At 72.0% G+C, this 17,559-nt stretch carries 14 protein-coding genes and 1 tRNA gene; 10 read left to right on the top strand and 5 right to left on the bottom strand.

Annotated features, from left to right (window positions below; translation table 11 throughout):
- Nucleotides 1–23: 23 nt before the first annotated feature.
- On the bottom strand, nt 24–2,810 hold the full coding sequence (locus AC07C1_RS14205; protein WP_478938947.1) for a SpoIIE family protein phosphatase: 2,787 nt from the start codon (nt 2,808–2,810) through the stop codon (nt 24–26).
- Between the two features lie 186 nt (nt 2,811–2,996).
- On the opposite strand from AC07C1_RS14205, the gene AC07C1_RS14200 reads away from it, so the two are divergent.
- On the top strand, nt 2,997–3,998 hold the full coding sequence (locus AC07C1_RS14200; protein ID WP_478938946.1) for an NAD-dependent epimerase/dehydratase family protein: 1,002 nt from the start codon (nt 2,997–2,999) through the stop codon (nt 3,996–3,998).
- Nucleotide 3,999: 1 nt separating this feature from the next.
- Here AC07C1_RS14200 and AC07C1_RS14195 read toward each other — a convergent pair whose 3' ends face one another.
- Nucleotides 4,000–5,109 carry a sensor histidine kinase gene (locus AC07C1_RS14195; protein WP_478938945.1) on the bottom strand — a complete coding sequence of 370 codons (1,110 nt, stop codon included), beginning with the start codon at nt 5,107–5,109 and terminating at the stop codon, nt 4,000–4,002.
- A 2-nt stretch (nt 5,110–5,111) separates the two neighbouring features.
- Nucleotides 5,112–5,843, bottom strand: a complete 732-nt coding sequence (locus tag AC07C1_RS14190; RefSeq protein WP_478938944.1) for a response regulator transcription factor — start codon at nt 5,841–5,843, stop codon at nt 5,112–5,114.
- Nucleotides 5,844–5,955: 112 nt separating this feature from the next.
- Between AC07C1_RS14190 and AC07C1_RS14185 the strand changes: the two genes are divergently transcribed.
- Genes AC07C1_RS14185 through AC07C1_RS14175 form a run of 3 tightly spaced genes read left to right on the top strand, consistent with a single transcriptional unit; the run spans nt 5,956 to nt 8,074 of the window.
- Nucleotides 5,956–6,663, top strand: coding sequence for a glycosyltransferase family 2 protein (locus tag AC07C1_RS14185; RefSeq protein ID WP_478938943.1), 708 nt, complete (start codon nt 5,956–5,958; stop codon nt 6,661–6,663).
- Nucleotides 6,660–7,277, top strand: a complete 618-nt coding sequence (locus tag AC07C1_RS14180; RefSeq protein ID WP_478938942.1) for a TIGR04282 family arsenosugar biosynthesis glycosyltransferase — start codon at nt 6,660–6,662, stop codon at nt 7,275–7,277. The genes AC07C1_RS14185 and AC07C1_RS14180 overlap by 4 nt, the downstream gene beginning before the upstream one ends.
- On the top strand, nt 7,274–8,074 hold the full coding sequence (locus AC07C1_RS14175) for a class I SAM-dependent methyltransferase (RefSeq protein WP_478938941.1): 801 nt from the start codon (nt 7,274–7,276) through the stop codon (nt 8,072–8,074). Before AC07C1_RS14180 ends, AC07C1_RS14175 begins: the two co-directional genes overlap by 4 nt.
- A gap of 316 nt (nt 8,075–8,390) precedes the next feature.
- Here the strand turns inward: AC07C1_RS14175 and AC07C1_RS14170 are convergent, their stop codons facing one another.
- Nucleotides 8,391–9,680: a molybdopterin-dependent oxidoreductase gene (locus AC07C1_RS14170; protein ID WP_478938940.1), complete on the bottom strand. Its 1,290-nt coding sequence runs from the start codon at nt 9,678–9,680 to the stop codon at nt 8,391–8,393.
- Nucleotides 9,681–9,792: 112 nt separating this feature from the next.
- Between AC07C1_RS14170 and AC07C1_RS14165 the strand changes: the two genes are divergently transcribed.
- Entirely contained in the window at nt 9,793–11,157 is a 1,365-nt protein-coding gene (locus AC07C1_RS14165; protein WP_478938939.1) for a hypothetical protein, read from the top strand.
- 77 nt (nt 11,158–11,234) lie between these two features.
- On the opposite strand, the gene AC07C1_RS14160 is transcribed toward AC07C1_RS14165, so the two are convergent.
- Nucleotides 11,235–11,308: transfer RNA gene (locus AC07C1_RS14160), tRNA-Met, on the bottom strand.
- A gap of 294 nt (nt 11,309–11,602) precedes the next feature.
- Between AC07C1_RS14160 and ctaD the strand changes: the two genes are divergently transcribed.
- The 5 genes from ctaD (at nt 11,603) to AC07C1_RS14135 (ending at nt 17,502) form a co-directional block, all read left to right on the top strand.
- Complete coding sequence (gene ctaD / locus AC07C1_RS14155) at nt 11,603–13,339, top strand: aa3-type cytochrome oxidase subunit I (RefSeq protein WP_478938938.1); 1,737 nt, start codon at nt 11,603–11,605, stop codon at nt 13,337–13,339.
- Nucleotides 13,336–13,713, top strand: a complete 378-nt coding sequence (locus AC07C1_RS14150) for a hypothetical protein (protein ID WP_478938937.1) — start codon at nt 13,336–13,338, stop codon at nt 13,711–13,713. The genes ctaD and AC07C1_RS14150 overlap by 4 nt, the downstream gene beginning before the upstream one ends.
- 358 nt (nt 13,714–14,071) lie before the next feature.
- The gene (locus AC07C1_RS14145) at nt 14,072–14,974 is read left to right on the top strand and encodes a phytanoyl-CoA dioxygenase family protein (protein ID WP_478938936.1); all 903 of its coding nucleotides are present in this window, start codon (nt 14,072–14,074) and stop codon (nt 14,972–14,974) included.
- A gap of 69 nt (nt 14,975–15,043) precedes the next feature.
- The gene (locus tag AC07C1_RS14140; protein WP_478938935.1) at nt 15,044–17,371 is read left to right on the top strand and encodes a B12-binding domain-containing radical SAM protein; all 2,328 of its coding nucleotides are present in this window, start codon (nt 15,044–15,046) and stop codon (nt 17,369–17,371) included.
- Nucleotides 17,372–17,376: 5 nt separating this feature from the next.
- Nucleotides 17,377–17,502 carry a hypothetical protein gene (locus tag AC07C1_RS14135; protein ID WP_478938934.1) on the top strand — a complete coding sequence of 42 codons (126 nt, stop codon included), beginning with the start codon at nt 17,377–17,379 and terminating at the stop codon, nt 17,500–17,502.
- The last annotated feature ends 57 nt before the right edge of the window (nt 17,503–17,559 follow it).

The raw sequence follows: 17,559 nt of genomic DNA, 5'->3' as shown, positions 1-17,559 counted from the left end.
GCTCGTCGGGAAGACCGGCCGGGTCAGAAGGCAATCTCGTCGAACAGTGCTGACATGTCCGGTTCCGGGGCGCGGCCCAGTGTCTGCTCGGCCCAGATCACCTTTCCCCGCGCCGCGTAGCGGGTGCCCCAGCCGGCCGCGAACTGGGAGACGAGGAACAGGCCGCGGCCTCCCTCGTCCGTGCTGGCCGCGCGTCGCAGCCGGGGTGAGGTGTTGCTGCCGTCCGACACCTCACAGACGAGGGTGCGGCCCAGCAGGATCCTGACGCGTACCGGCGGGGCGCCGTAGCGGATCGCGTTGGTGAGGAGTTCGCTGAGGATGAGTTCCGTGCTGAACGCCTGCTCCTCCAGCCCCCAGTCGGTGAGCCGGCGGCTGACTTCGGAGCGGGCCCGGGACACGGCCGCCACGTCGAACGGCACGTCCCAGGTCGCCACCCGGGACGGATCGAGCAACCGGGTCCGGGCGACCAGCAGCGCCACATCGTCACCGGGATGCTCGGGCAGCATCGTCTCCACGAGGGCGCGGCAGGTCTCCTCCGGTGTCTCCCCCGCACGGGCGACGGTGGAGCGGAGCAGATCCAGTCCCTCGTCCACGTCCCGTTCCCGGCCCTCGATCAGGCCGTCGGTGAAGAGGACGAGGCGGCTGCCCTCCGGGAGGTCCAGCTCGCCGGCCTCGAAGGGATGCCCTCCCACTCCCAGCGGCGGGGACAGCGGCAGGTCGGGAAAGGTCACCCCGCCCTGGGGATCCACCACGGCGGGTGCGATGTGCCCGGCCCGGGAGAGCGTGCAGTGCCCGCCGACCGGGTCGTAGATGGCGTAGAGACAGGTGGCCCCGGTGAGCGGGGCCCGTTCCTCGTCGGCGTGTGTCGTCTGCGTGTCCAGCCGGGTCACCATCTCGTCGAGATGGCCGAGCAGTTCGTCCGGGGCCAGGTCCAGGGAGGAGAAGTTCAGCACGGCGGTCCGCAGCCGTCCCATCGTCACCGCGGCCTGCAGCCCGTGTCCCACGATGTCGCCGACGACCAGCGCGACCCGGAAGCCGGGCAGGGGGATGACGTCGAACCAGTCGCCGCCGACACCGGACTGAGCCGGCAGATAGCGTGAGGCGATCTCCAGCGCGTCCTGTTCCGGCAGGCCCCGGGGCAGCAGGCTGCGCTGCAGGGTCACGGCCATCGCGTGCTCGCGGGAGAACCGGCGTGCGTTGTCGATCGCGACGGCGGCCCGGGCCACCAGTTCCTCGGCCACCGCGACGTCCTCCTCCTCGAAGCGGGGCAAGTCCGTGGTCCGCCAGAAGTTGACCATGCCGAGGACCACCCCGCGTGCCCGCAGCGGCACCGTGATCAGGGAGTGGATGCCGTAGTCCAGCGCCTGCTGCGCCCCGAGCGGGTCCTGGGCCCGCCAGTCCTGGGCGGTGTGCAGGTCGTGCACCACGACGGCCTTGCCGCGGTGCAGTGCCGCCACCATCGGTGTGTCGGCCATGACGAACCGGATCAGGTCTCCCACCGGCTGCAGGGGGTGCCCGGCCCGTGATTCGCGCAGCGCGGTGCGCCGCATCTGGTGCACGGCGCCCGTGGGTTCCGCGCCGCGCAGCACGGAGTCGAGGAGTTCCACGGTGACGAAGTCGGCCATGCGCGGGACCGCCACCTCGGAGAGTTCCTCGGCCGTTCGCCGCACGTCGAGCGTGGTGCCGATCCGCATGCCCGCCTCGTACAGGAACGACAGCCGGCCCCGCGCCACCTCGGCCTGGCCGGTGAGGGCGGCCAGCTCCGTGGTGTCACGGAAGGTGGCGACCAGCCCCTGCCCGCCGCCGTACGGCGCGGTGAGCCGGGTGTTCACCGCCAGCAGCCGGTCGCCGGCCGGGATCACCTCGTCGGAGGCGGCCTCACCCGATTCCAGCAGCCGTGTGAGAGCGGCCCCCAGCCCCAGTTCCGTCACCTGCCGCTGGTCGGTGTCCTCGGGCAGGTCCAGCAGCCGGCATGCCTCGTCGTTGGCGAGCAGTACTCGCCCGTAGCCGCCGATGATCAGCACGCCTTCGCGTACCGCGTGCAGCACGGCGTCGTGGTGTTCGTACATCCGGGTCATCTGGACCGGGCCGAGTCCATGGGTCTGCCGGAGCAGGCGGCGGCTGACGAGAGCCGTGCCGCCGGTCGCCAGCAGCAGTGCCCCCGCCGCGGCGCCGAGCAGCATCGGCAGCTGCCGGTTCAGCACGTGGGCCACGTTGGCGTACTGGATCCCGGCGCTGACCATGCCGACCACACGCCTGCTCGCGTCCGTCACGGGTACGACCGCACGCACGGCGTCGGAGGGCCGGCCGTGGTACGTCTCCGTGAACGCCTCGCCGGCGGCGGCCCGGCCGACGCCCGGTGCCTTCATGCCGATCAGGGCGGGGTCGGAGTCGGCGAGGCGGACCCCGTGGGGGTCCAGGACGCTGATGAAGTCGACGCCGGAGGCCTTTCCCGCCTGTTCCACCGACGTCTGCAGCCGTGTCGCCGTATCCGGTGTCCGCAGCGAGAGTGCCGTGCCGGGCGCGTGCGCGAACGTCTCGGCGGCGGCCAGTGACCGGTCCCTGGCGCTGCGCTCGCTGTCGTACCGGCCCTGCAGCACCAGAGCGGCGGCCGCCACCGCGACGACCATGAGCACGATGAGGGCCTGGAGCAGGAACACCTGGGCGGCGACTGTGCGGATGCTCAGGGCCGACGAGAAGCGGCGCCCGTGTGACGGCCGGGTCCTCGGGCGACGGGACGGCCCGGATGACCGCCGTGCGCCGGGCGGCGGCGCCGCTCTCGCCCATGGCCGGCGGGAAGGCCCGCTCATGTCCCTTTTCTAGCACTGCGGCTCCCTGCTCGGCGACCGCTGCGTCCGCCGTCGCCGCATCAGGTCGTGGCATCAGATGCCGTCGCCGGCCCGCTGACGGGGTCCCGGACCGGCCACGTCTTACGGACTCATGACGCGAGGGCCGCGTGCGTGTGGACGCGGCGCGGGCCGCTCTAGCGTGGCCGTATGCGCGTACTGGTCACCGGCGGTGCCGGGTTCATCGGGTCCCATGTCGTCGAGGCGTTGCGGGAGAGCGGGCACGAGCCGCTCGTGTACGACGTCAGGGAGGATCCCGCCGCGGATGTCCGGGACGCGGGGGCGGTCGCCAGGGCACTGTCCGGGGTGGACGCCGTCTGCCACCAGGCGGCCATGGTCGGGCTCGGCAACGGTGTCACGGATGCGGCGCGGTACGTCTCGCGCAACGACCTGGGTACGGCCGTGCTGGTCGCCGCCATGGCGGAGGCGGGGGTGCGGCGCCTGGTGCTGGCCGGTTCGATGGTCGTCTACGGGGAGGGGAGGTACGACTGCCCGCGCCATGGTGCCGTGCGGCCCGGGCCGCGGGCCGTGGCCGACCTCGACGGGGGCTCCTTCGAGCCCCGGTGCCCGGAGTGCGGGAAGGACCTCGTCCCCGGCCTGGTAGGTGAGGACGCCCCGGCCGATCCCCGGAACGTGTACGCGGCCACCAAGCTCGCCCAGGAGTACCTGGCCGCCGCCTGGGCCCGCCCTACGGGCGGGTCGGCGGTGTCCCTGCGGTACCACAACGTGTACGGGCCCCGGATGCCCCGCGACACCCCCTACGCCGGGGTCGCTTCCTTCTTCCGCTCGGCCCTCGCCCGCGGGGAGGCGCCCCGGGTGTTCGAGGACGGGCGGCAGAGGCGGGACTTCGTGCACGTGCGGGACGTGGCCGCGGCGAACGTGGTGGCGCTGGAGGCGGAGGCCGCACCGGGTGTGCTCACGGTGTACAACGCCGGCAGTGGGGAACCGCGTACCGTCGGTGAGATGGCGCGGGCGCTGTCCGATGCGTACGGCGGCCCGGACCCCGTGGTCACCGGGGAGTACCGGCTGGGCGACGTGCGGCACATCACCGCGGACTCGTCCCGGCTGCGGGCCGCGCTGGGCTGGGAGCCGCGGGTCGGCTTCACGGAAGGCATGCGGGAGTTCGCGCGGGCCGGACTGCGCGGGCAGTGAGTCAGGGCGCGGCCGGGATGATCACCTCGAAGCGGCACCCGCCGGGAATGTTGCGGACGGTCGCCCGGCCCTGGTGGGCCTCCACGATGCCCCGCACGATGGCGAGGCCCAGGCCCGCGCCCGCCGGGGGTGTGCGGGCGTCGGTGCCACGCCAGCCGGTGTCGAAGACGCGCGGCAGGTCCTCCTCGGGGATGCCGCCACAGCCATCGGTGACGGACAGCAGCACACCGTCGTCGGTGCGTTCCGCGGCGACCGCCACCGTGCCGTCGGCGGGGGTCCGGCGGATGGCGTTCACCAGCAGGTTGCCGAGCACACGGCTCATCTCCTTGCCGTCCACCTCGACCGGCAGCGGGTCCACGCGCTCGCCCACCAGCCGTACGCCGTGTGCCCGGGCGAGCGGGTCGGCGCCCGCCAGCGCGTCGCCGACCAGGTCGTACACGGAGATGCGGGACGGGCTCAGCGGGAGGGTGCCCGCGTGGATGCGGGAGAGTTCGAAGAGGTCGCCGACCATGTCGTTGAGCCGTTCGACCTCGGTGCGGATCTGTCTCAGGTAGCGGCCGGGGTCGGCGGCCACGCCGTCCTCCAGCGCCTCCGACATGGCCCGCAGTCCGGCCAGCGGGGTGCGCAGGTCGTGCGAGATCCAGGCGACCAGCTCGCGCCTGGAGGTCTCCAAGGCCCGCTCCCTCTGCCGTGACTCGGCGAGTCTGGCGCTGGTCGCGGCCAACTGGCGGCTGACCGCGACCAGTTCGGCGGTGGCCGGGGCGGCCGGCTCCGCGAACTCGCCGCCGTCGCCGAAGTGGCGGGCGGCTTCGGCGAGTTCGCGGCTGCGGGCGACGACCCAGCGGCCGAGCAGCAGCGCCGTGGCCAGCGAGACGACGGCCGCCATGGCGACGACGGTGGTGACGACGGTCAGGTCGTGCGAGGACAGGAACATCGCCCGGGCGACGGCGAGTGTGCCGGCGAGCATCGCGACGACTCCGACGGCCGCGACCACGGTGAGGGAGGCGGTGAGCGAACGGCGTCGGATCAGGCGCAGCACGCCCGCTCCGACGAGGCCGGTGGCCGCGGCGCCGGCGAAGGCGTACAGGGCGATGAGGAGGATGTCGCGCATGGTCAGCGCACCGCCTCACCGGGTTCGAAACGGTAGCCGACGCCCCACACCGTCTGGATCATGCGGGGCCGGGCCGGGTCGTCCTCCACCTTGCCGCGCAGTCGGCGGACATGGACGGTGACGGTCGACAGGTCCCCGAAGTCCCACCCCCAGACCTCACGCATCAGGTCCTCGCGGCTGTAGGCCCGGCCCGGATGCCGCAGGAAGAAGGCGAGCAGGTCGAACTCCCGGAGGGTGAGGGCGAGTTCGCCGCTGTTCTTGGTGGCCCTGCGGGCCTCGAGGTCGACCGACAGCCCCGCCGCGACCAGCCGGGGCCCCGTGGTGACGGGGCGGCTGCGGCGCAGCACCGACTCCACGCGCAGGACGAGTTCGCGGGGGCTGAAGGGCTTGGTGACGTAGTCGTCGGCGCCGACCTCCAGACCCAGGATGCGGTCGTCCTCGTCGCCGCGGGCGGTGAGCATGATGACCGGTACGGGACCGCGGTCGCGCATCCGCCGGCACACCTCCAGACCGTCCATGCCGGGCAGCATCAGGTCCAGCACCACGAGGTCGGGCCGGTGCGCCGCGGCGCGGGTCAGCGCCGTCGGGCCGTCGTCGGCGCGGTCGACCACATAGCCGGCGCGGTGCAGATATCCGGTGACGACCTCGGCGACGGTCGGGTCGTCGTCGACGACCAGGACCCGGGCCGGCCCGTCGGTGGCCTCGGCCCCAGGGAACTCGTACGGCGGTTGCATGCCCCCAGCCTCGCACCGCGCGCTTCCCGGCAGCGGGCCGGCGGGTACGGCGTCCGCGTTTCGTAAGGAGCGCCCGCCCGATATGCCCGATTCCCGTTCGTAGGGTGAAACCGTGACGACCACTTCATCGGACATCGACGTGGTGCTCCCCTGCCTGAACGAGGCGGAGGCCCTGCCCTGGGTGCTCGCCCGGATCCCGGCCGGCTGGCGCGCCCTCGTCGTCGACAACGGCTCCACCGACGGCTCCGCCGAGGTCGCCCGCGCTCTCGGTGCGACGGTGGTGCACGAGCCGCGGCGCGGCTTCGGCGCCGCCTGCCATGCCGGGCTGACCGCGGCCACCGGCGACATCGTGTGCTTCTGCGACTGCGACGCCTCCCTCGACCCCTCGCTGCTCGTTCCCTTCGTCCGCGAGGTCCGGCGGGGCGAGGCCGACCTGGTACTCGGCCGGCGGCGCCCGCGGGGCCGGGGTGCCTGGCCCGCGCACGCCAGGGCCGGCAATCTGGTGCTCGCCCGGATGCTGCGCCGTCGTACCGGGCTGCGCCTGCACGACCTCGGACCGCTGCGTGCCGCACGCCGTGAGGCGCTGCTCGCGCTGGACCTCACCGACCGGCGCAGCGGCTACCCGCTGCAGATGGTCGTGCGCGCGGCCGACGCCGGCTGGCGCGTCGCCGAACACGACGTGCCCTATCTGCCGCGTACCGGAGCCTCGAAGGTGACGGGCACCTGGCGGGGTACCTGGCAGGCGGTACGGGACATGAGCCGGGTCCTGTCCGAGGCGCCGGCTGCCCCGGCCCCGGCCGACGGGAGGACCGCACGATGACCACACTGCTCGTCATCGCCAAGGAGCCGCGCCCCGGACGGGTCAAGACCCGGCTCACCCCGCCGTTCAGCCGCGAAGAGGCGGCAGAACTCGCCGAGGCGGCTCTCGCCGACACCCTGGGCGCCGTGGCGGCCGCGCCCGCGTCCCGGCGCGTCCTCGTCCTCGACGGGGTTCCGGGAGCGTGGTTGCCGCCCGGCTTCGAGGTGGTGCCGCAGTGCGCGGGCGGCCTGGACGAGCGGCTGGCGGACGCCTTCGCGCGCTGCTCCGGCCCGGCCCTCCTCATCGGCATGGACACCCCGCAGGTGACACCGGAGGTGCTCACCGTCGACTTCGCTGACTACGACGCGTGCTTCGGCCCGGCGGAGGACGGCGGGTTCTGGGCCCTGGGGCTGGCCGAGGCCGACCCCGCACTGTTGCGGGGCGTTCCCATGTCGACGCCCGTGACCGGGGCCGTGCAGCGAGCGCGTCTGGCCGCCGCCGGGCTGCGGATACGGGACCTGCCCCGGCTGCGGGACGTCGATGTCGCCGCCGACGCGCATGCCGTGGCCGCTCTCGCCCCGCACAGCCGATTCGCCGCGCGCCTGACGCGCTGCACGTCGGCCGTCGGGCGATGAGCAGCCCGCCCGCCGCCCGACTCGCCTGGGCGGCCGCCGACCCCTACTCCACCGCGCTGCGCAGCGGCCGGGGCCCGCTGTTCCTGCGCCGCGCGGACGGCTGGCTGTTGCCGCTGGAGGTGGAACGCTGGTGCGCCCGGGCCGATCCGGTCGACCGGGATGTCCTGGACCGCTGTGAGGGCGCCGTCCTCGACGTCGGCTGCGGCCCGGGCCGGCTGGTGGCGGAGCTCGCCGCCCGGGGCCGTACCGTGCTGGGCATCGACGTCAGCGACGCCGCCGTCGAGCACACGGCACGACGACTCGGGTCCGCGCTGTCCGGTCGCGGAGGGCGCGGGGAAGGGCAGGCGCTGTGCCGCTCGGTGTTCGACCCGCTGCCCGGTACGGGCGACTGGGACACCGTCCTGCTCATGGACGGCAACCTCGGCATCGGCGGGGACCCGGCCGCCCTGCTGGAGCGGGTGGCCGGGCTCCTGCGCCCGGGTGGTCTGCTGATCGCGGAGACCGTGCCGGCCGACGTCGACGAACGCGCCCGGGTTCAGGTGGTCGATGTCGTCGGGGTCTCCTCCGGCACCGGCGCTCCCTTCCTCTGGGCCCGTCTCGGCACCCCGGCCCTGCTCCGCTACGGGCGCGGGTCCGGTTTACGGGCCGTCGCTCAGTGGGAGACCGGCGGCCGGTGCTTCGCCGCCCTGCGGGCCCGCAGCGCCAGCAGCAGCGCCGAGCCGCCGAAGAGTACGGCGCTGATCAGCAGCCAGCGCGTGAGGAAGCCGTTCGGCGACAGCCCGGTGGCCGACCGGTAGCGCGCTCCCACCATCCCGCTGATCAGCGGAAACCAGACGAGGAGGAGCAGCCCGGACAGCGCGGCCGGTACCCGGACGTACGGCGTCCAGCCGCGTCGCCCGGCCGCGCCGAGACCCCGTACGACCGCTCGGTCCGCCACGGCGTAGAGCGGCAGCAGGACGAGATCGTGCAGCAGGGCGGCGCCCACGAGCCATAGCGCCACGCCGAACCAGTCACCGGCGAACAGCCGTACCCCCGCGTACGCGGCGAGGGCGAAGGAGCAGGCGAGCAGCAGCAGTTGCAGCGGGCTGCCGAGGGGCGGCAGACGGCGCGGCATCACAGGTCTCCGAACGTCAGCCGGGCCACCCACTTGGTGTTGAGCACACCGGGCGCGGCGGGCACGATGATCCGTGCCGGGTAGCCGTGGTCGGGGGACAGGTCCTCGCCGTTGACCTGCAGGGCGAGCAGGGAGCGCGGGTCGGCCACCTGGTTGCCGCGCAGGGCCGCGTGCCGGAAGGCGCCGTGCACTTGCAGTGACTCGACGAACAGGTCCGGCGGATCGCCGTCGTGTCCGACGAGCGCCGCGAGGTCGCGCAGCCGTACTCCGCGCCACCACTGGTCGGCGGTCGACCACCCCTCCACGCAGGCGATGGGCAACGACGAACTGTGCAGCGGCAGCCGCAGCAGCGCGGCGCGGCTGAGCCGGACGGTACCGCCGCGTCCGGTGACGACGAGCCGCCAGGAGTCCTCGTGTGTGTCGGCCGGGGTGATCCTGGCGTAGGCGGCCGTCTTGTTGATCTGGAAGCCGTTCGGGCCGCCGCCCGGGTCGGCCGTGCCGTGCGGCGCGAGCAGGGCCGTGCGGCGGAAGGGGCCGCCCAGGCTCTGTCCGACCGTGGTCAGGAACAGCAGCAGTGAACCGCCGCCGACCAGCCCCAGCGCGCCGCGCCGGGAGAACGTCGGCGGGCCGGGCCGCGGGGAGACCAACGGGTCCCGCGGGAAGACCGACGGGTCCGGTGGGGAGAGCGACGGGTCGCCGGCCGCGGCCGCATCAGCCGACAGCCGCCGCCGCACGGTGCGCACCGCGGTCGGTGCCTTCAGCACCGCGTGGGCGACGAACGCGGCGAAGAACACCCACGCCCCGTAGAAGTGCAGCGGGTAGAAGGAACCGGGGAAGACGTACTCCAGCTGGACGTTGAGCACCCCGGTCGTGAACTCGAACAGCCCGCCCCCGACCAGCAGCAACAGCGAGATCCGCTCCAACGCGTGCGTGACGGAGCGGGCCGGCGGCAGCTCGAACAGCTTCGGCACCACCGACCACAGCTTGGCCAGCAGGACGGGGATCAGGGTGACACCGAGCGTGACGTGCACGCCCTGGGTGAGCCGGTAGAGCCATACCGGGTCGGTCGGCCAGGCGAAGAGATAGAAGCCGAGGACCCCCTTGTCGGGGGTCTGGTCGTTCACCGGGGACAGGCCCGGGTTGTAGGCGGCGTACGACACCAGGCCGGTCACGAACAGTGTGGTGATGCCGACGAGCAGGACGAGGCCGAGCACCGAGGTGAACCACTGGCCGCGCAGCGGGCTGCGCCAGAAGCCGGGAGAGGTGGGGAGCCGGGGATGGTCGCGCATATTCCGACCGTAGGCCGGGAAGTGCCCGCCCGGGGTAGGCAACCGATGACGAAACGCTGACGTCCGGCCCGGACGGCGGGCCTGCTCCGCTGCCCGGGCCTAGCGTTCGGGCGTGACCCGTTTCCTCCGCCGCGACCTGTATGCCGCCGGTGCCGCCGTCCTGCTCGTGACGGCGGCGGTACTGATCGGCCGCCACATCCAGGACACCCGGCACACGCTGTTCGTGCACTGGCCGCCGGTCCTGGCCGAGTGGGCTCCGCACGTCGGCCCGGGCACTCCGGCGGCCCTGGCCGTGGCGGTGGCCACGGTGGGGTACGGCCCCGCACTCGCGGCCCGCCTTCCCTGGCGAACCCTGCTCGTGGCCGCCTGGGCGACCGCGCTGGCGTGGATCCTGTCCCTCGCGCTGGTCGACGGCTGGCACCAGGGCATCGCGGGCAAGCTGACCACCCACAACGAATACCTGCGCGTCATCGACCGCTTCCACGACATCCCGGCCACCCTGCGCGACTTCACCCACCACATCGTCAGTGGCACCCCCGACCCCTGGCCCGCCCACGTCGCCGGTCATCCCCCGCTGGCCACCGTGACCTTCGTCCTGCTCGACCGGGTGGGGCTGCGGGGCGGCGGCTGGGCCGGGATGTGGTGCGTCACCGTGGGCGCGACGGGGTGCGTGGCCGTGCTGGTCGCGGTCCGCGCGCTGACCGGGGAGGTGCTCGCACGGCGGGCCGCGCCCTTCCTGGCGCTGGCGCCGGCGGCCGTCTGGCAGGGTACGTCCGCAGACGCCTACTTCGCGGCCGTCGCCGCGTGGGCGGTGGCCCTGCTCACCCTCGCGCTCACCCGCCGGTCCCTGTCCTGGGCGGCCGGCTCGGGACTGCTGTTCGGCCTGACCTGCTACCTCTCCTACGGCCTGACGCTCTTCGCGCTGATCGGTGTCGCGGTCCTCGGGCTCGGCCGGCAGGGACTGCGGGAACGTCCCGTCCTGCTGCTGCCGCTGCTCGCCGGGCTGGCCCTGCTCCCCCTGGTGCTGGCCCTCGCCGGCTTCGACTGGTGGCAGGCGTACCACCTCCTGATCACCCGCTACTACCAAGGTGTGGGCGGCACCCGCCCGTACGGCTACTGGGTGTGGGCGAACCTCGCCTGTGTCGTGCTGATCACCGGCCCGGCGACGGCGGCGGGCCTGCGGCGGACGGCGGTGGAACTGTTCCGCCGACGCGGCGCCGGCGCCTCCCGCACGAGTGCCCGGACCGACGGGGCGACGGCGCGTTTCCGCCTGGCGGTCCTGGTGTCGGTCGCCCTGCTCGCGCTGCTCGTCGCCGACCTGTCCGGCATGAGCAAGGCGGAGACGGAACGCATCTGGCTCCCGTTCGCCCTGTGGCTGCTGCCGGCCTGCGCGTTCCTCCCCCGCCGCCGTGCCTGGCTCGCCGCGCAGGCAGTGCTCGCGCTGCTCCTCAACCACCTGCTGCTGACCGGCTGGTGACGGCGGCCCGTCGGCGGCCGAAGGCAGAGTGCCCGGGAACGCCGAAGGGCCCGGCGGTTGCCGGGCCCTTCGTCTCGTAGCGGGGACAGGATTTGAACCTGCGACCTCTGGGTTATGAGCCCAGCGAGCTACCGAGCTGCTCCACCCCGCGTCGGTACCGCCACTCTACACGCCTGCACCGGCTCGGACGGCATCCGGTGCAGGTGGCCGACGTCACCTACGAGAATGCGCGGCGACACGGGGCCGGTGGTCCTGACAAGCGACGCAGGAGTTCCCCTCCGCCGCCCCGACGGCAACGCCGACAGGCCCCGACTGCTCCAGTCGAGTTCGTCTGTCATTCCGAAGGGGGCATTCCGGCCGTTCAAGGCTGCGGCCCTCCCCCTTGCGCAGCCACGATGGCGGCTTACGGACGACGTGAATCGTGAGCCTCGGGAGACCCCTACTTGTGAGCATCCTCAACGAACCCCATGGCACTCCGGCCGAGGACTCGTACGAGAACGAACTGCCGGTCCGGCGCAAGCAGCCCGGCAATGTCGTGGTGAGGTGGCTCACGACCACCGACCACAAGACGATCGGCACGCTGTATCTGACGACGTCGTTCGCGTTCTTCCTGATCGGTGGCGTGATGGCGCTGCTGATGCGCGCCGAGCTGGCCCGGCCGGGCATCCAGATCATCTCCCCCGAGCAGTACAACCAGGCGTTCACGATGCACGGCACCGTGATGCTGCTGATGTTCGCGACGCCGCTGTTCGCCGGCTTCACGAACTGGATCATGCCGCTGCAGATCGGCGCGCCGGACGTGGCGTTCCCCCGGCTGAACATGTTCGCCTACTGGCTGTACCTGTTCGGCTCGTCCATCGCGGTGGGTGGCTTCCTCACCCCGCAGGGCGCGGCCGACTTCGGCTGGTTCGCCTACACCCCGCTGTCGGACGTCATCCGGACCCCGGGCATCGGCGCCGACATGTGGATCATGGGTCTGGCCTTCTCCGGCTTCGGTACGATCCTCGGCGCGGTCAACTTCATCACCACGATCATCTGCATGCGTGCCCCGGGCATGACCATGTTCCGCATGCCGATCTTCGTGTGGAACGTGCTGCTGACCGCCGTCCTGGTCCTGCTGGCCTTCCCGGTCCTGGCGGCCGCGCTGTTCGCCCTGGAGGCGGACCGAAAATTCGGCGCCCACGTGTACGACGCGGCCAACGGCGGCCCCCTGCTGTGGCAACACCTCTTCTGGTTCTTCGGGCACCCCGAGGTCTACATCATCGCCCTGCCGTTCTTCGGCATCGTCACCGAGGTCATCCCGGTCTTCTCCCGCAAGCCGATCTTCGGCTACATGGGACTGGTCGCCGCGACCATCGCGATCGCCGGCCTGTCGGCGACGGTCTGGGCGCACCACATGTTCGTCACCGGTGGTGTGCTGCTGCCGTTCTTCTCCTTCATGACCTTCCTGATCGCGGTCCCGACCGGTGTGAAGTTCTTCAACTGGATCGGCACGATGTGGAAGGGCAGCCTCTCCTTCGAGACACCGATGCTCTGGGCGGCGGGCTTTCTCGTCACGTTCCTTTTCGGCGGGCTGACCGGTGTCATCCTGGCCTCCCCTCCGATGGACTTCCACGTCTCGGACTCGTACTTCGTGGTGGCGCACTTCCACTACGTGGTGTTCGGTACGGTCGTCTTCGCGATGTTCGCCGGATTCCACTTCTGGTGGCCGAAGTTCACCGGGAAAATGCTGGACGAGCGCCTGGGCAAGATCACCTTCTGGACGCTGTTCATCGGCTTCCACGGCACCTTCCTGGTGCAGCACTGGCTGGGTGCCGAGGGCATGCCGCGTCGCTACGCCGACTACCTGGCGGCCGACGGCTTCACCGCCCTGAACACGATCTCGACGATCAGCTCGTTCCTGCTCGGTCTGTCCATGCTGCCGTTCCTGTACAACGTCTGGAAGACGGCCAAGTACGGCAAGCCGGTCGGCGTGGACGACCCCTGGGGCTTCGGCCGCTCACTGGAGTGGGCGACCTCCTGTCCGCCGCCCCGCCACAACTTCGTCGCTCTGCCCCGGATCCGCAGCGAGTCCCCGGCGTTCGACCTCCATCACCCCGAGATCGCCATGGCGGAACAGGAGGCGCACCTCGGCAAGCGCGACGCGATGGAGACACCGGGGCGTGAAGGCGGCCGGCCATGACATCGCCGAGCCGCCACGGGGCCCCGCTGGACCGGCAGAGTGGCGCACTCGCCAACGAGGTCGAGGGCTATCTCCTCCTGCAAGCGGAGCGAGAGCAGGCACAGCGCGAGGCCGAGGCTCTCTGCGCACGCCTGCCCTGGCTCACCTCCGGGCAGGCCGAAGACCTCGCCCGCCATTACACCGAGCAGCGTCTCGGTCTGACCCGGCAGGCGCTCCAGGCCACGGCCGACCGGGCCAAGCGCCTGCGCGGCGAGTACGAGGCCCGCTACGCCGCACTGCGCCACACCTTGCTCAAGCGCCACGCCGTGTGCGCATGCCTCCTGTTCGCCTTGTCCGCCACGAGCAGTGCGGGGGTCTGTCTGCTGGTCCGCTGATGCCCATGGCACTCCGGGGGGGTCACTCGGACGGGTGACATCTGACATCGGTGAGACGCTCGGGCGTTCGCTTTACATTTCGTAGTGGGGTGTTCATCCCCGGTGGGCGGAGCACGTGGCATTTCCGGCTGACCACCTGGTGGAATACCCGTGCCGAGAGGCCCCCGGACCGACTGCCAGAAAAGCAGGAAACGCATGTTTGGAATGCGCAGAGTCTGGTTTGTGCGGTTCTAAAGGCCGGGAACGGTCTTCGTCGCGGTTGTGGACGCTGTGAAGTGAGCGCTGCTAGCCTCGCTGCACCGAATCGTTGAGGACTGACCATCCTCGTCTCGTTCGGCCCGGCGTTCAGTCAAACGAAGTGACGGGGGCTCCGTTGACGAATGTTCCTTTTCCCTCCCCTCGATCGATTTCCCACCCGTCCGTGAGGTCGCAGGAAGACATAGCGTCCACTTTCGTCCGGCACGGATTCGTTCACCTGCGAAAAGCCGTGGATCTCAGTCCGGGATCCCGCCTGCAGGCGCTCTTCGAGACCACACTGCGGCGGGAGGGGCTGTCCACGGACGGGCGGCTCACGGTGCCGCCGGGCGTCACGTCGCTGCGGCCCACCCGCGTGGCGGACCTCGCGGACGTGGCACCCGTGCTGTGGACGGCCGTGTGCACCCTGCTCGGCGGCGCCGGCCGGATCAACCGGCCCGTCCGCCTCAGCAACGCGCTGATCTGCAACTTCCGTACCACACAGCTGTCCGAGAGCTGGCATGTGGACGGTGACTTCTTCGTACACCATCCCGACAGCCCCGAACAGGCACTCCTGCTGTTCGTCCTGTGGTCCGACGTCGGTGAGGGCGAGGGAGCCACACTCGCCGCGCCCTCGGCCACGGCGGACATCCTCCGCCACCTGGCCCGCCATCCGGCCGGACTGACCAGTGCGCAGATTCCCGCCCGCCATTACGTCGGTCCGCCGGCGGAGCATCTTTCCCTCACCGGAAACGCGGGTGACGCCTGGATTCTGCATCCGCTGACCGCACACCAGTCGGCACCCAATCCCACGGGCCGGCCCAGATTCATCTCCAACCCGGCCGTGGCGCTCGCCGCGCCCATGAATCTCGCGGACGGTCCGGAAGCCAGAAGCCCTCTCGAAGAATTGACGCGGCGACTTCTGGGACGGTCCTGGACACCGCCCAAGGATGCGGTCCGGAAAACGTTCGTGCCCGGACGCATAGCCCGCTGGAACGGCGAAGGCACCTACACCGACCGTTCCTGAGCGTTCGCGTCGTCATAAGACCTGCCGATTCCCCCGAACGGGGGGCGAGGTGAGCCCATGCACGCGCCCATGCCCACACCCACGCACGACAGACCCGGCTCGCCGCGGGTCCTGCTGGTCAACCCGCCGCTGTGGAACCCGTACGCCCCCCACCTTGCCGTGCCCCTGCTGCTGGCCGTGCTGCGCCGGCACCACGTGGCCGCGTCCGCGCTCGATCTGTCCGCCGAGACGATGCGTCATCTGCTCAGCCCGGACGGAGCCGGCGAGTACGCCGCCCACCGCGACCGGACGCTCGGCGCCCGGGCCCGCGACCAGTTCGAAGCGGCCCGGTCGTCGGTGGACCGCGCGGCCTTGTTCCTGCGCTCGCCGGCGAGCATCACGGACATCGACGGCTACCGTGCCGCCACGGCCGTCTGCCACGCCGTCCTGGACGGAATCGCCGCCCTGACCCCGGGCGCCGAGCTGAGCTTCGACCGCTTCGACCTGCGCCACCGCCCCGTCTCCACCCACCAGGTCATGCGCGCCGTGACCGACGCCGTGCACAACCCCTACCTCCATGTCTTCGAACGCGTCCTGGTGCCCCGCCTGCGCGACCTGCCGGACCTCGAAGTCGTCGGCCTGTCCGTGTCCGCCGACTCCCAGCTCATCGCCGCGCTGACCGCCGCGCGTCTCGTCAAGCGCGAACGGCCCGACGTGCACATCACCGTCGGAGGCAACTTCGTCACCCGAATCGCCGACCGGTTGTGGCCGGGGCACCCGTTCTTCACCTTGGTGGACTCCCTCGTGTGCTACGAGGGCGAGGAGTCCATCGTCGACCTCGTCGACCGGCTGCTGGCCGGCCGGCCGCTGCACGGCGTGCCCGGCATCGTCGTACCGGATGGTGAGGAGTTGCACCGCTGCCCGTCCGCCACCGCCTCGCTGGCCGAACTGCCCGTGCCCGACTTCACCGACCACCCCCTGGCGGACGGCTACCTGGCCCCCGGCCCCGTGCTCCCGGTGATCGCCTCCCGCAGCTGCGCCTGGAAGTGCGCCTTCTGCGCGATCCCCTTCGCCTCCGACAAGTTCCGCATCCGGGCACCCGAGGCCGTCGTCGCCGAGCTGGACGAACTCCACCGGCGCCACGGCACCAGGCACTTCCAGTTCGTGGACGAGATCCTGACCGTCCGCAGCATGCGCGCCCTGTCCCGCGGGCTCGCCGACCGGGACTACCGCTGGTACGGCGAGACCCGGTTCTCCCCGACGATCGACCGCCGCCTGACCGATGCGCTGTACACCGCCGGCTGCCGCCGTCTCGACCTGGGGCTCGAGTCCTACAACCAGGACGTCCTCGACCGGATGCGCAAGGACATCAAGGCGTCCTGGATCGCGCCCAACCTCGACGCGCTGCTCGCCTCCGGCATCAGCGTCCACCTCTTCGGGATCGCCGGATTCCCGGGCGAGGCCCGCTGGCAGACGGCGCGCACCGTGGAGTTCGCCGCCGCCACCCTGGCCCGTTCGCGCGAGCGGTACGCCGTGCCGGACAGCACCTTCGGGATCGGTCCGTTCGTGCTGGACGCACTGTCCCCGGTGGCCGCCGCACCGGATCAGTACCAGGTACGGCTGTTGTACCGGGACCCCGGCGAGGACCTCCAGATGGCGCTGCGCTACGACTACCTCGGCACCTTGCCGGAGCCGCGCAGCGCGGAGGACCGGGACATCGCCGCCCGAGCCGACCGCGTTCTCAGCGGCTCCTTCGACTCCCAGGACCGCCCCGCCGAGGAGGTCATCTTCCTGCGGGCGGACCGCCGCCGCGGCGAGCGGGCCGACGACACCGAAGCCCGGCCCCAGGTGGCCTGCCCCGGGCCGCACTGGGACCGCACCGTGCTGCGCCCCGCCGAAGGCTGGGTCGTCCGCCTCCGCCGGGGCGACCGGACCCTGCTGTACGAGCCCAGGCAAGGAGCCCTGTTCAGCTTCCCGAGCAGACTGCTGGACGCCCTGCCCGCGAGCGCGGCCGACACCTGCCGCGACGCCGCCGAACGCGCGCTGGTGCACGCCGCGCTGCACCACCGGTGCCTCGAACCCGCCGAGCCCGGCACGGGCCTGCTGACCTCCGCCGGCCAGCTGGCCGGCGATCTGCTGCTGCGCCTCGGCCCCGGCACCCAGCTGACCCACGAGGGCACCGACGTCGTCCTGCACTCGGGGATCACCGGGCAGCGGCTGCGCCTGTCCGCCTCGGGCGCCGCCGTCGCCCACCTCGTCGCCGGCGACGCGGGCGTTTCCTGGGCCGGGCTCACCGAGCGCTGCGCGCCCGGATCCACGCCGCGGCTGCGCACCTTCGTGTGGCGGCTGCTGGTCACCAGGCTCCTGTCCGTCGAGACACCGGACAGGTCACCGCACCGACTGGTCGAGAGGAGGTGAACCACATGGCAGAGGAGCAGATCAACACCGCCGAGGCGGAGGTCGAGTTCGAGGACGACGGTTTCTTCGAGCCCACCATCGAGGAGGCCATCATGGCCTCCGGCCTGCACAAGCAGTTCGTCGTCGACTGACCCACCCGCAAGGGCCGGGTCCGGTGCACCGGGGCCAAGCCGGTGCACCGGACCCGC

The sequence above is a fragment of the Streptomyces sp. NPDC045022 genome, assembly GCF_056432605.1.
This window is presented reverse-complemented; position numbering and strand designations above follow the sequence as displayed.

What these genes read in the sequence shown, in the direction of transcription:
- AC07C1_RS14140 (WP_478938935.1), top strand. Translation starts at nt 15,044, where the DNA reads ATGCCCACACCCACGCACGACAGACCCGGCTCGCCGCGGGTCCTGCTG.
- AC07C1_RS14205 (WP_478938947.1), bottom strand. Translation starts at nt 2,810, where the DNA reads ATGAGCGGGCCTTCCCGCCGGCCATGGGCGAGAGCGGCGCCGCCGCCC.
- AC07C1_RS14190 (WP_478938944.1), bottom strand. Translation starts at nt 5,843, where the DNA reads ATGCAACCGCCGTACGAGTTCCCTGGGGCCGAGGCCACCGACGGGCCG.
- AC07C1_RS14170 (WP_478938940.1), bottom strand. Translation starts at nt 9,680, where the DNA reads ATGCGCGACCATCCCCGGCTCCCCACCTCTCCCGGCTTCTGGCGCAGC.
- AC07C1_RS14195 (WP_478938945.1), bottom strand. Translation starts at nt 5,109, where the DNA reads ATGCGCGACATCCTCCTCATCGCCCTGTACGCCTTCGCCGGCGCCGCG.
- AC07C1_RS14200 (WP_478938946.1), top strand. Translation starts at nt 2,997, where the DNA reads ATGCGCGTACTGGTCACCGGCGGTGCCGGGTTCATCGGGTCCCATGTC.
- AC07C1_RS14135 (WP_478938934.1), top strand. Translation starts at nt 17,377, where the DNA reads ATGGCAGAGGAGCAGATCAACACCGCCGAGGCGGAGGTCGAGTTCGAG.
- AC07C1_RS14150 (WP_478938937.1), top strand. Translation starts at nt 13,336, where the DNA reads ATGACATCGCCGAGCCGCCACGGGGCCCCGCTGGACCGGCAGAGTGGC.
- AC07C1_RS14175 (WP_478938941.1), top strand. Translation starts at nt 7,274, where the DNA reads ATGAGCAGCCCGCCCGCCGCCCGACTCGCCTGGGCGGCCGCCGACCCC.
- AC07C1_RS14180 (WP_478938942.1), top strand. Translation starts at nt 6,660, where the DNA reads ATGACCACACTGCTCGTCATCGCCAAGGAGCCGCGCCCCGGACGGGTC.